The sequence below is a fragment of the Thioclava sp. SK-1 genome, from assembly GCF_001705665.1.
In the GTDB taxonomy this organism is placed as follows: Bacteria; Pseudomonadota; Alphaproteobacteria; order Rhodobacterales; family Rhodobacteraceae; genus Thioclava.
In genome coordinates this window covers 22,026-34,059 of the sequence record NZ_MDHA01000054.1, presented here as the reverse complement: position 1 = coordinate 34,059, position 12,034 = coordinate 22,026, and the positions used below count along the sequence as shown (strand labels likewise).

Sequence of the window (12,034 nt, the reverse complement as noted above, 5' to 3'; positions counted from 1 at the left end):
GTTCTCCTCTATATGAGGGCGCAGTCGCGCGGTGACAAGCCCGTGAGGCGGTTGACTCTGGTCTGTGTCAAAGGCTTTGTGCCGATAAGAACGGCCTCCGGCCTGTAACCGCCCCCGATAGGACGCTTTTAAATGGCCATCGTTTTTCCTGATATCGACCCGAATGCTTTTGTGATCCCTGTGCTTGACCTGCCTATCCGGTGGTATGCGCTGGCTTATATTGCGGGTCTTGTGGCCGGATGGCAGATCCTTGTGGCGCTGATGAAACGTCCCCGGATTTGGGGTGGCACCGCGCCTTTGCGGCCCGAGCAGATCGAAGATCTGATGACGGCTGTCATTGTGGGGGTGATTTTGGGCGGGCGTCTGGGTTTTGTACTGTTTTATCAGCCGGCCTATTATCTCGCCAATCCGGTGGATGTGGTGAAGGTCTGGCAGGGCGGCATGTCATTCCACGGTGGTTTTGTGGGCGTTGTGCTGGCGGGGCTGTGGTTTGCACGCCGCCATGGTGCGCCTGCCGTGCAAATTGCGGATGCCTTTGCCCTGGTGGCGCCGATCGGGCTGTTTCTTGGTCGGGTGGCAAATTTCATCAAGCCAGAGCTGTGGGGACGCCCGACTGACCTGCCTTGGGGGGTGGTTTTCCCCGGTCAGGCGGCGCAGACCTGTCTTGGCATTGCCGGTCAAATTGATGGCAATTGCGCGCGCCATCCATCACAGCTGTATGAGGCCGGTCTGGAAGGGCTGCTGTTGGGCGCGATCTTGTGGATCATGCTGGCATGTGGTGCGTTGCGGCGTCCGGGGATGATCCTTGGTGTATTTTTGCTGGGCTATGGCGCGGCGCGCGCCTTCGTGGAACTGTTCCGCCAAGCCGACCCGCAATTCATCACCGCGAGCAATCCGATGGGCTATGTTATTCATTTTGGTGGAGATTATGGCCTGTCGATGGGGCAGGTCCTGTCGCTGCCGATGATTGCGGTGGGGGTGATCATGTTGATTTTGGCGCTGCGCCGTGGCGCACGCACGGAGGCGACATGACCGAACTGGGCCAAGTGATTGCGCGCACGGTTGCGACGGACGGGCCGATGCGGCTGGACCAGTATATGGCGCAATGTCTGCTGCATCCCGATTACGGCTATTATGCCACGCGAGATCCTTTTGGCGCAGGCGGAGATTTCACCACCGCCCCGGAAATCAGCCAGATGTATGGAGAGATGCTGGGCCTGTGCCTGGCACAGGTCTGGATGGATCAGGGCCAACCCGCCGCCTTTGTTCTGGCAGAGCCCGGCCCAGGCCGTGGCACGTTGATGAGCGACATGCTGCGCGTCATGCGCTCTGTTAGCGGTATGACGCAGGCCGCACAGGTCCATCTGATCGAGGCCTCCGCGCATCTGCGGAAGGTTCAGCGCCAGACATTGGGCGATCAGCCGATCACATGGCACGACAGTATCGACAGCCTTCCCGCAGACCTTCCGTTGTTCATGGTCGCAAATGAGTTCTTCGATGCCTTGCCGATCCGCCAGTTTCAACGTGTCGAGGGCGGATGGGCAGAGCGTCAGATCGGGCTGGCAGATGGGGAACTGGTACTGGGGCTTGCGCCCGCGGGTGCGGTGTCTGCGTTACAGGATCGGTTGGCAGATACCGCGCCTGGGGACGTGGTGGAACTGTGTCCTGCTGCGCCGCAGATTGTAACGCAGATCGCGCGCCGGATTGCCGCGCAAGGTGGTGGCGCAATCATTGTGGATTATGGCGATTGGCGCAGTCTGGGCGATACGTTTCAGGCCTTGCGTGATCATCAACCGGTCGATCCGCTGGCCGAACCGGGGCTGGCCGACCTGACGGCACATGTGGATTTTGAGCAACTGGCAGCCGCCGCCCGCGACGCCGGGGCTGACGTTAGCGCGATGACCCCGCAGGGCCTGCTGCTAGAGCGTCTGGGGATCACAGCACGGGCGCAGGCCCTGGCGGCCCGGATGCAAGGCACGGCCTTGGAAAACCATATTGCGGCGCATCGGCGCTTGACCCATCCCAAGGAAATGGGTCAGTTGTTCAAGACAGTCGCGATTGTTCCGGCAGGCAATGCGATGCCCCCGGGGTTTAATAGATCCGAAGGATAAGCGATGGCTACGACCTTGGAAATACTGACATCACCGGCATTACGGCAGGTGCGCCACGGGTTTTTTACCCGAAAGGGCGGCGCATCCTCTGGTGTGTTTGCAGGGCTCAACTGTGGCCGTGCCTCCTCTGATCTGGCGGAGGCCGTCACGGTGAACCGGCGGCGTGTCGCACAGGCGATGGATGTGCCAGATGAGGCCCTGATCGGTGTCAATCAGACACATTCTGCGAAGGTCGTGGCGATCACTGAACCGTTTGAAACTCTGCCTGAAGCGGATGGGATCGTGACCAATGTTCCAGGTTTGGCGCTGTCCATTCTAACGGCGGATTGCCAGCCAGTCGTGCTGTGCGATGCGAAGGCCGGAGTCATCGGGGCAGCACATGCGGGTTGGCGCGGCGCGCTGTCGGGTGTGTTGGAAAATACGGTGGCGCAGATGGTCGCGTTGGGCGCAGATCGTGCACAGATCATCGCCGTGATTGGCCCATGCATTTCCCAGCGTGCCTATGAGGTTGGCGAGGAGTTCATGGATGAGTTTCTGATGGAAGATCCCGAATTTTCGCGGTTCTTTTCAGGTGGACCCAATGGCCGGCCAATGTTCAACTTGCCTGGGTTTGGCCTGCATTTACTGCGCGAAGCAGGTGTGAAGCAGGCGGAGTGGACGGGGCATTGCACCTATCACGACGCAGAGCGATTCTTCTCATTTCGGCGCACGACACATGCCAAAGAAGCTGATTACGGGCGGCTTATTTCGGTAATCCGTTTGTAAGGCACGTTGCCACAATTGGCGCGGGGCGAAATCTGTTTGCACGGATGTTTTCTCTGAAAAACAAAGGTATTTCAGCTGTTTTAGAAACAATCAGCATGCCTTATTTCATGACAAACGCCCCATCTTTTGGCCGATGCTGGCCCTAAACCTGCCGCAGTGAGGGGGGATATTAGGCTCAAGCCAATCGCACGTGCGAAGCGCATCATTTCCCAGTGTCAGGAGATACCAATGACTGCCAAATCCAAATCGAAAAGCCGCTGGATGACGTCTGTTTTGAACGCCTCGAAGGGGGCGATGCCTGCCCAAGTGATGACCGCCTTGCCTTGGGCACGTGGCCCGCGCCGTGCAGAAACCATTGCCCGGCGCAGCGCCTATGCCGCGTCATCAGCACAGGATCACCAAGCGGCCCTGCACGCAGGCTAAGCCATTGGTGATTCGGGAGAAATGCGTCAAGAATATGGTCGCACCTTCGATGTCCGAAACAAAGCAGGGGCCGCAGACAGGATTGCGGCCCATCGCTGACAAAGTGGATGCGATAATTTGACGCCGCGCGATGAGTGCGCCATCCTAGGCCTGTCTTTCTGCATTTGGTGGGGGCCAGCGCAGATGTGACCAGACCAAAAGGCTGCTCGCATGTCTACTTATAGCCGCGGTGTGACCGCGGACCCAAACGGGAGGCGCAGGGAGACTGCTCTGGCCGTCTCCTCACATGGTATTTCACGTTCCGGTGCGAAATCCATGCCTCTGACGCGTCGCTATGAAACGCTTTGGCTTAATGCGGCGGGGCAGGTTGAAAGCTCTACAAGGTTGGCACCGGCGACCCCGCTATTTGAAGAGGCGTTTTCAGGCCTTGCGCGCGGCGCATTGGTGCAAACTGACAGTGGGCCGGTCGCGGTTGAGGACCTTTTGCCCGGAATGCATGTTGAGACCGCCGAAGGGCCGATGCAAAAGATTGCATGGATTGGCACGATGGTTTTGTTTCCGGGCGGTGAGGGCGCGGAAACCCTTGTTCTGACGCGGTTGACCGCGGATGCAATGGGTTTGGGAAAGCCGGCGCAGGATTTGCTGTTGGGGCCGCGGGCACGGGTATGTCTGTCCGGGGAACGTCTGGAGCGGCGCACAAAATTGACCAGCGCCTATGTGCCCGCGCGGGCCTTCATTGACGGTGTGAATGTAATCGAAGTGCGACCCGCTGCCCCGGTCCACATGTTCCATATCGCGCTAGAAGGGCAAGGATCGCTGAAAATCGGCGGGCTGGAAGTGGAAAGCTATCACCCCGGTGAGGGCATTGAGCAAATGGTCGAGCCGCGCATGCTATCGCTGTTCGCGGGCCTATTTCCGCATTTGACGGATTTGCGTGGATTTGGCCAACAAGCCCATCCGAGGTTGACCCGGTTTGAGGTGGATCAGCTGCTTGGGTGACATCACCCGATTGGAATGAGTGACCGCATAGAAAAGCCGCGGCGAGGCGCGGCTTTGGGGTTCATGAGCGAAATGGAAGAGGGCTTACGCCTCTTCCATCGCTTCCAGCTCATCAATGAAGCCGGCGATCATAGAGAGGCCTTTGTTCCAAAATGCCGGGTCAGAGGCATCCAGACCGAAGGGGGCCAGAAGCTCTGTGTGATGTTTGGAACCGCCCGCCTTAAGCATATCAAAATATTTCTCTTGGAAGCCGTCAGGATTGGCCTCGTAGGTGGCGTAAAGCGCATTCACGAGCCCGTCACCAAAGGCATAGGCGTAGACATAGAAAGGCGTATGGACGAAATGCGGGATATAGGCCCAGAAGGTTTCATACCCATCCATGAATTCAAAGGCGGGGCCAAGGGATTCGCCTTGGACCGACATCCAGATTTCATTGATTTGATCTGGTGTCAGCTCCCCTTCGCGGCGTGCGGCATGTAGCTTGCATTCAAAATCATAGAAGGCAATCTGGCGCACGACGGTATTGATCATGTCTTCGACCTTGCCAGCCAGAAGCACTTTACGCTCTGTCGGGGTTTGCGCCTTTTCCAGCATTTTACGGAAGGTCAGCATTTCGCCAAAGACGGAGGCGGTTTCGGCTAATGTCAGCGGGGTATCTGCCAGAAGTTCGCCTTGGGTGGCGGCCAGGGTTTGATGCACCCCATGTCCCAGCTCATGCGCCAATGTCATCACGTCGCGCGGTTTGCCAAGATAGTTCAGCATAACATAGGGATGGACGGTCGTAACGGTGGGGTGGGCGAAGGCGCCGGGGGCTTTGCCCGGTTTTGCGGCGGCATCAATCCAGCCTTTGTCAAAGAACGGCGCGGCAAGATCGGCCATACGGGGATCGAAGGCGCCATAGGCCTCCATGACCGTTTCGCGGGCTTCGTCCCAATCAATGGTGCGGGGGCTTTCTGTGGGCAGCGGGGCATTGCGGTCCCAGATCTGCATGGTGTCCATGCCCAGCCATTTTGCCTTCAGCTTATAATAGCGGTGGCTAAGATCGGGGTATGCGGCGACGACGGCATCACGCAGCGCTTGCACCACCTCTGGTTCGACATGGTTGGACAGATGCCGCCCGGCCTGTGCCGATGGCATTTTACGCCAGCGGTCTTCGATCTCTTTCTCTTTGGCCAATGTGTTATGCACCCGAGAGAAGAGTTTAATATTCTGCCCCAAAACACGGGCCACTTCACGCGCGGCAGCTTCGCGTTTGGTGCGGTCATGGTCGGACAGCAAGGTGGTCGCCGCTTCGAGGCTGAGCGTTTCGCCGTGAACCTCAAATTCCAATGCAGCGGTGGTTTCGTCGAACAATCGGTTCCACGCAGCCGATCCCACGGTTGATTGATCGTGTAAGAAACGCTCCAGCTCATCGGACAACTGATGCGGTTTCATTGCGCGCATGCGGTCGAACACCGGCTTGTAGCGTTGTAGAGCGTCAGACGCGAAAAGCGTGGCATAGGTGTCGTCGCTGATCCGGTTGAATTCCAGGCTGAAGAACACCAGCGGTGTTGTATAGGTCGTGATCCGGTCCTGGGCGTCGGCCATCAGCTTGGCGCGTTCCGGGTCGACAGTGTTTTGATAATAGCGCAGTCCGGCAAATGACATCACGCGCCCCGCGCGGTTTTCAATCGCCTCATAGCGGTGAATGCAGCGCAGCATCGCGGCGGCATCCAAATCGGCCAGCTTGCCGGCATAATCACAGGCGAAAGCGGCGCATTCGGCCTCAAGCCAGTTCATATCTTCGGTGAGCTGAGGCGCGTCATGGGCCGGGTATAGATCCGTCAGATCCCATTCCGGCAGGGCACCGAACGCTCCGCTATTGTTATTGCTATCGAAAACGGGGCGTTTTGTGTGACTGGTCATACGATCCTCTTTTACGCTTGTGATGTGAAGATAGGGATGGTGAGGACCAAGGGAAAGGGGGGCATATATGTCTTATGACACTTCGGGCCGCGCAACTTCCCTTTATATGCAGTCAGTGATGCAAAATGGATGATTTGTGATAGCAAATTGTGTAGGCCAGTGTGGCCATTAACCCTGATGTGATGAGATGAGATATTTCCCATGACGCGCTGCGCGAACCCGTTGGTTTCTCCACTACGTGCATTAAATTTGCGCACACGCCCGGTTTTTTGGCAAATATTTCGCATGTTGTAAGGGGCTTTTGGCTCCGTCCCTTTCCCTTGGCAATGGGCGCTCTTACAGTTTTTAAGAGGCCAGAAGAATCGAGATGCGTATGACCGACTATTTCAATGAGATGTTTCAGGCCGGACAGGTGCGCGCGCCGTATCAAGGGCTTGAAGGGTGGACCAAGTCGATGCCGGCGGAATTGCGGCAGATGAAACAGGCCGAAGCAGAGGCGCTGTTTCGACGAATTGGGATCACATTCGCGGTTTATGGCGAAGGCGGTGATCCGGACCGCTTGATCCCCTTTGACATGTTCCCGCGTGTGTTCACGCAAGGCGAGTGGTCGAAGTTGGATCGCGGTATCAAACAGCGTGCGAAAGCGCTGAATTGCTTTTTGCAAGATGTTTATGGCCGTGCGGAAATCGTTCAGGCTGGAAAAATCCCGGCACGATTGGTGTATCAAAACGAAGCCTTTGAAAGGTCTGTGGTGGGCTTTACGCCGCCGCGCGGCATTTATAGCCATATCGTGGGTATCGACTTGGTGCGGACCGGCCCGGACGAATTCTTCGTATTGGAAGACAATTGTCGCACGCCATCGGGTGTAAGCTATATGCTGGAAAACCGCGAGATCATGATGCGGATGTTCCCAAAGCTGTTCCGTGAAAACCGGATTGCGCCAGTGGATGGCTATGGTGACGCGCTGCGCCGGACCTTGGCCAGTGTGGCGCCCGCAAAATGTGACAGGGAGCCGACAATTGCGATTTTGACACCGGGGCATTTCAACTCTGCCTATTACGAACATAGCTTCCTTGCCGATACGATGGGGGTCGAGCTGGTCGAGGGGCAAGATCTATTTGTAGAAAATGGCTTTGTCTGGATGCGCACCACAGAAGGCCCGCAAAAGGTTGATGTGATCTATCGCCGGATTGATGATGCCTTCTTGGATCCATTGTGTTTCCGGCCAGATTCGATGCTGGGCATTCCGGGACTGATGGATGTTTACCGCTCTGGCGGGGTGTCGATCTGTTCCGCCCCCGGTGCGGGCGTAGCGGATGACAAGGCGGTTTATACATTCGTGCCCGAGATGATCCGGTTTTATCTGGGCGAAGAGCCAATTTTGAACAATGTGCCGACATGGCAATGCAGTAAGCCAGATGACCTGAAATATGTGCTGGAGCACCTGTCAGAGCTGGTAGTCAAAGAGGTCCACGGCTCGGGCGGGTATGGTATGTTGGTCGGTCCGAAGTCGACCAAGGATCAAATTGAACTGTTCCGCCATAAGATCGAAGAAGAGCCCGAAAACTATATCGCGCAGCCGACGCTTGCACTGTCGACCACGCCGACATTTGTCGAAGAAGGTGTCGCGCCGCGTCATGTTGATTTGCGGCCCTATTGCCTTGTCGGGGAGCAGATCGAACTGGTGCCGGGCGGATTGACCCGTGTTGCGCTGACGGATGGATCCTTGGTGGTCAATTCGTCCCAGGGGGGTGGTGTGAAAGACACTTGGGTTCTGGCGGAATGATGGCGCAGACAATAAAAATGGGACGCTTGTGTCTAACGGGGCATAAGCAGGCGATAGATGTGACAGACGCGATCATTGCGGGACATGAGGGGGCGGTATGCTAAGCCGGACAGCAGAGAATCTGTTTTGGATCGCGCGCTATGTCGAACGGGCCGAAACCATGGCACGTTTGTTGGAGGTGGGCGCGCGTATCGCCCTGATGCCGAACACAGAACATGGCTACCGCACGGAATGGGAAAGCCTGTTGCAGGCCTCTGGCACGGCCAAGGGGTTCGAGGACAAATATGGCGACCCGGTGCAGCGCAATATCGAAAGCTATCTGTTTTTTGATCGTGACAACCCATCATCGGTGTTTTCATGTATTGAACGGGCGCGCGAAAATGCACGTATTGTGCGAACAGCTATTTCTGGTCAGGTCTGGGATGCGTTGAATTCTGCATTTCAGGAAATGCGCCAGTTGGAACGACGACCGCGCTCTGAGCTGGAGCTGACAAACCTCACCGAATGGGTCACGCGCCACGCGACGATGGTGCGCGGCGCGATTGACGCAACATTGCTGCGCAACGACGGGTTTCACTTTTTGAATTTGGGCTTTGCGCTGGAACGTGCCGATAATACGGCGCGGCTTTTGGATGTGAAATATTATGTGCTGCTGCCCTCGGTCGATCTGATCGGCTCTGGTTTGGACAATTACCAGTGGCAGGTTCTGTTACGGGCGATGTCGGCGCATCGTGCGTTCCACTTCGCCTATGGGGGTGGTTTGACGGCGCGCAAGATTTCCCATTTTCTGATACTGAACCGGCAATCACCGCGGTCGCTGATCACCGTGGCAGAAGAGGCGCAGTATCATCTGGATTGTCTTGCCAGAGACTATCGCAAGTCCGGACTGGCGCAGATGCGTGCGCGTGCGCTGATGGGCGAGCTGTCAGAATTGACGGTAGAAGAGGTGTTTGACGAGGGTCTGCATGAATTCCTGACCCGCTTTATCCATGAAGTCGGAGAGCTGACGGGCATGGTACAAGACACATATCTAAGCGGGGAAGCGAAATGATTTTATCGGTTCAGCATGTGACGACCTATCAATATGACGAACCGATGCGCTCTGCCTGTCAGTCGCTGCGGCTGACGCCGTCGCGTTATCAGGGACAGCGTGTCATCAGCTGGACGCTTGATGTGGTTGGCGGCACCAAAGGGGGGTCGTTCCGCGATGGGGCGGGCGACCGCATCGAAGGTTGGTCCATGCGCGGTCCGGTGGATAAGGTCGTTATCCGGGCGTTCGGTCAGGTGGAAACCACCGACTGCGCCGGAGTGCTGCGCAATCACCGCGAGCTTGTGCACCCTTTCGCCTATCTGCGCGAGACATCGGCAACATGGCAAGATGAGGCGATTGAACGGCTGGCGGCAGAGGCTTGTGATGACAGCGGCACCGCTTTGGCACGGGCGCATAAATTGTCAGCCGCCGTGTCTGAGGCGATTGAATATACCCCCGGTGCGACCGATGCACAGACCACTGCGGCGGATGCCTTGGCGCTGGGCCGTGGCGTGTGCCAAGATCATGCGCATGCACTAATCGCGGCGTCCAGGGTGCGCAATATCCCGGCGCGGTATGTCACCGGATATTTACATTCGACCGCCGATGGCGAGGGCCATGAGGCATCGCATGCCTGGGCTGAAGTTTGGGTGGATGATTTGGGATGGGTTGGGTTTGATCCGGCGAATGAATGCTGCCCGGATGAGCGGTATATTCGTATCGGGTCGGGTCTGGATGCCCATGACGCGGCGCCAATCCGCGGGGTTTCCCAAGGGGAAGGCGATGAATCGATGAATGTCGTTGTTGCTCTTGAGAGTGTCCAGCAATAAGACTGCACCCGTAGTCTCTTTCAAGGATGATGAGTGATGACCTACTGTGTGGGGCTTCTGCTGAATGACGGGATGGTTTTGTTGTCAGACACGCGCACCAATGCGGGTCTTGATAATATCTCCACCTATAAGAAAATGTTCACCTTCGAAGAAGCAGGCGAACGCGTTATCACCATCATGACCGCTGGATCGTTGTCTGTCACTCAGACGACGATCGCGCAGCTGCATGAGGCGATGGATGATCCAGAGGCGAATGCCGAAACATCGATCATGCAGGCGCCGACGATGCTGAAAGTCGCGGAAATCATTGGTCGCACCTTATGTAACGTGCGCCAAGACATTGATATGAAGATGCAAGCGGCCAAAGTGTCTACCTCGGCGTCGATGATTGTCGCCGGGCAGCGCAAGGGTGGCGGTATGCGCATGTTCTTGATCTACCCAGAGGGCAATTTCATCGAAGCCACGGCCGACACGCCGTTCTTGCAAATTGGCGAGCATAAATATGGCAAGCCGATTTTGGACCGTGTTGTGAGGCCCGAGACAACCTTGGTTGACGCCCGCAAGGCGGTTTTGCTGTCGATGGATTCGACCCTGCGCTCAAACCTCTCGGTCGGGATGCCGCTGGATATGGCGATCATTCGTGACGGCTCACTGACGATTGAAGAATCGCGGATTGAGGCGAACGACCCCGAATTTACCAAAATGTCGGAGGCATGGTCGAATGCCCTGCGCGAAGGTTTCACGAAAATTGAGATCTAAGCACGATATTTCAGCGATTGTGGAATGCAAAAAGCCGGGATAAATCCCGGCTTTTGTCTTAAGTTGATAGGATCTGTCCAAAGTTAAAGCTCTGGCTGGCAGACCGTATCAAACACCGCCGTGCAGCCATCGTAAAACGCATCGCGCAGCACCGTGTTATCCATCATCACTTCATGTTCGGCCAGCTTGGGATGGGCATAGATCGCGCCGGGCCAATGGGCCATGCGATCATCTACGCGGGGGATGTCGATGATCCGCTCATCCGTGCCAACGGCGCAATAGCATGGCAGGTTGGGCGAGGGCATTTTGGCCAATCTATCACATTCCAAAATGGCTTCGGCGACCCAGTGGAAGCTTGGGCCGGCAAGTGCAAGGCCGGGTTCTTGGCGAAGGTGGTCTTGCATCCATTCCCACATTTCCCGATCTTTGGTCAGCCGGTTCCCTGTAAAGGGCACGCGCATGACATAGGGAGTGTGCGTCATGCCGGGCGGATAAAACAACACCGGCCCGCATTTTTGCAACACCAATGCGATCAGAGACCGGACCGGACGAAGGATCGGTGGCACCTCTACACCAAACATTGGGCCTGAGAAGGCGCAGGCTGAAAACAGCGACTGCGTTACCAGATGGCGCAGCGCGATTGCGGCACCCATCGAGTGACCAAGAACGACCCAAGGTTTGGGCAGGTTCAGCGCCTGTGCCTGCGCAATCACGGCATCTAGATCCAGCTGATAATCCAGAAAATTGACGACATGCCCTTTTACCGGGTCGGGGATCAAGCGATCCGCAAGACCTTGGCCGCGCCAATCTACCGCAAGCATCGCATAGCCACGCTGCGCGAATGCGCGGGCCGAGGGGCCGTATTTTTCAACATATTCCGTGCGCCCGGGCAATAAGAATACCGTGCCCTTGGCCTGATCTGGGGCCGGCCAGATACCCATCCGTAGGCGAATGCCATCCTTGGCACGTAGCCAAAACGCTTGCCCCCCCGCAGGCCCCATTGCCAGATCAGCGAAAAACGGGGCTGGTGGCGCATCTGGCCAATCGGAAGATGTCTGGGTGGTCAAGACAGCGCCGATCCCAGTTGCATCGCCAACCCCATGGAGCCATCGACCTTCAGCTTGCCTGTCATAAAGGCTGAAGTCGGGCTGACATCCCCGTCCAACATGCCTTCAAATGTTTCGCGCGAGGCAATAAGCGTTACGTCCGCCTCTGCATCGTCATCGGCGGCGCGCACGCCGTCAGGGTCAACGACAATCGCGCCTTCGTCTTCGATCAGAAATTTTGCGGTCTGGGCAAAACCGTCCGGCAAGCGCTTGCGCAGGGCCTCTACGGCTGCTGTGATAACGTCGCTCATTCATCCTCCAGAAATGTGATCTGTTTTATCAGATAGACCCTCTCGCATTCGGGTCGATTTGCGTTACAG

The 12,034-nt window shown here is 56.9% G+C and carries 12 protein-coding genes; 9 read left to right on the top strand and 3 right to left on the bottom strand.

The window, feature by feature from the left end:
• Positions 1-132: 132 nt before the first annotated feature.
• From lgt to BFP70_RS13540, 5 genes are all read left to right on the top strand, one after another.
• A complete protein-coding gene (gene lgt, locus BFP70_RS13560; protein WP_066012198.1) occupies positions 133-1,032 on the top strand; it encodes a prolipoprotein diacylglyceryl transferase in 900 nt (299 codons plus the stop codon).
• Positions 1,029-2,111, top strand: coding sequence for a class I SAM-dependent methyltransferase (locus BFP70_RS13555; protein ID WP_066012197.1), 1,083 nt, complete (start codon positions 1,029-1,031; stop codon positions 2,109-2,111). Before lgt ends, BFP70_RS13555 begins: the two co-directional genes overlap by 4 nt.
• Positions 2,112-2,114: 3 nt before the next feature.
• Positions 2,115-2,876: a peptidoglycan editing factor PgeF gene (gene pgeF / locus BFP70_RS13550; protein ID WP_066012196.1), complete on the top strand. Its 762-nt coding sequence runs from the start codon at positions 2,115-2,117 to the stop codon at positions 2,874-2,876.
• A gap of 228 nt (positions 2,877-3,104) precedes the next feature.
• Positions 3,105-3,299: a hypothetical protein gene (locus tag BFP70_RS13545; protein WP_066012195.1), complete on the top strand. Its 195-nt coding sequence runs from the start codon at positions 3,105-3,107 to the stop codon at positions 3,297-3,299.
• Between the two features lie 315 nt (positions 3,300-3,614).
• Positions 3,615-4,298 (top strand): Hint domain-containing protein, encoded by a 684-nt coding sequence (locus BFP70_RS13540; RefSeq protein ID WP_176715573.1) that lies wholly within the window; start codon positions 3,615-3,617, stop codon positions 4,296-4,298.
• A gap of 84 nt (positions 4,299-4,382) precedes the next feature.
• Here the strand turns inward: BFP70_RS13540 and BFP70_RS13535 are convergent, their stop codons facing one another.
• Positions 4,383-6,203: a M3 family oligoendopeptidase gene (locus tag BFP70_RS13535; RefSeq protein ID WP_066012193.1), complete on the bottom strand. Its 1,821-nt coding sequence runs from the start codon at positions 6,201-6,203 to the stop codon at positions 4,383-4,385.
• Positions 6,204-6,570: 367 nt separating this feature from the next.
• Here BFP70_RS13535 and BFP70_RS13530 point away from each other — a divergent pair, with 367 nt between their 5' ends.
• The 4 genes from BFP70_RS13530 (at position 6,571) to BFP70_RS13515 (ending at position 10,608) form a co-directional block, all read left to right on the top strand.
• Positions 6,571-7,989 carry a circularly permuted type 2 ATP-grasp protein gene (locus BFP70_RS13530; protein WP_176715572.1) on the top strand — a complete coding sequence of 473 codons (1,419 nt, stop codon included), beginning with the start codon at positions 6,571-6,573 and terminating at the stop codon, positions 7,987-7,989.
• A 97-nt stretch (positions 7,990-8,086) separates the two neighbouring features.
• Positions 8,087-9,040 carry an alpha-E domain-containing protein gene (locus tag BFP70_RS13525; RefSeq protein ID WP_066012192.1) on the top strand — a complete coding sequence of 318 codons (954 nt, stop codon included), beginning with the start codon at positions 8,087-8,089 and terminating at the stop codon, positions 9,038-9,040.
• Positions 9,037-9,849 (top strand): transglutaminase family protein, encoded by an 813-nt coding sequence (locus tag BFP70_RS13520; protein ID WP_066012191.1) that lies wholly within the window; start codon positions 9,037-9,039, stop codon positions 9,847-9,849. Before BFP70_RS13525 ends, BFP70_RS13520 begins: the two co-directional genes overlap by 4 nt.
• A 36-nt stretch (positions 9,850-9,885) precedes the next feature.
• Entirely contained in the window at positions 9,886-10,608 is a 723-nt protein-coding gene (locus tag BFP70_RS13515; RefSeq protein ID WP_066012190.1) for a peptidase, read from the top strand.
• Between the two features lie 83 nt (positions 10,609-10,691).
• Here BFP70_RS13515 and BFP70_RS13510 read toward each other — a convergent pair whose 3' ends face one another.
• Together BFP70_RS13510 and BFP70_RS13505 are read right to left on the bottom strand one after the other, a co-directional pair.
• Positions 10,692-11,675, bottom strand: coding sequence for an alpha/beta hydrolase (locus BFP70_RS13510; protein ID WP_141693205.1), 984 nt, complete (start codon positions 11,673-11,675; stop codon positions 10,692-10,694).
• The gene (locus BFP70_RS13505) at positions 11,672-11,965 is read right to left on the bottom strand and encodes an SCP2 sterol-binding domain-containing protein (protein ID WP_066012189.1); all 294 of its coding nucleotides are present in this window, start codon (positions 11,963-11,965) and stop codon (positions 11,672-11,674) included. Before BFP70_RS13505 ends, BFP70_RS13510 begins: the two co-directional genes overlap by 4 nt.
• Between the last annotated feature and the right edge of the window lie 69 nt (positions 11,966-12,034).

What these genes read in the sequence shown, in the direction of transcription:
- BFP70_RS13520 (WP_066012191.1), top strand. Translation starts at nt 9,037, where the DNA reads ATGATTTTATCGGTTCAGCATGTGACGACCTATCAATATGACGAACCG.
- BFP70_RS13525 (WP_066012192.1), top strand. Translation starts at nt 8,087, where the DNA reads ATGCTAAGCCGGACAGCAGAGAATCTGTTTTGGATCGCGCGCTATGTC.
- BFP70_RS13540 (WP_176715573.1), top strand. Translation starts at nt 3,615, where the DNA reads ATGCCTCTGACGCGTCGCTATGAAACGCTTTGGCTTAATGCGGCGGGG.
- pgeF (WP_066012196.1), top strand. Translation starts at nt 2,115, where the DNA reads ATGGCTACGACCTTGGAAATACTGACATCACCGGCATTACGGCAGGTG.
- BFP70_RS13505 (WP_066012189.1), bottom strand. Translation starts at nt 11,965, where the DNA reads ATGAGCGACGTTATCACAGCAGCCGTAGAGGCCCTGCGCAAGCGCTTG.
- BFP70_RS13515 (WP_066012190.1), top strand. Translation starts at nt 9,886, where the DNA reads ATGACCTACTGTGTGGGGCTTCTGCTGAATGACGGGATGGTTTTGTTG.
- lgt (WP_066012198.1), top strand. Translation starts at nt 133, where the DNA reads ATGGCCATCGTTTTTCCTGATATCGACCCGAATGCTTTTGTGATCCCT.
- BFP70_RS13535 (WP_066012193.1), bottom strand. Translation starts at nt 6,203, where the DNA reads ATGACCAGTCACACAAAACGCCCCGTTTTCGATAGCAATAACAATAGC.
- BFP70_RS13555 (WP_066012197.1), top strand. Translation starts at nt 1,029, where the DNA reads ATGACCGAACTGGGCCAAGTGATTGCGCGCACGGTTGCGACGGACGGG.
- BFP70_RS13530 (WP_176715572.1), top strand. Translation starts at nt 6,571, where the DNA reads ATGCGTATGACCGACTATTTCAATGAGATGTTTCAGGCCGGACAGGTG.
- BFP70_RS13545 (WP_066012195.1), top strand. Translation starts at nt 3,105, where the DNA reads ATGACTGCCAAATCCAAATCGAAAAGCCGCTGGATGACGTCTGTTTTG.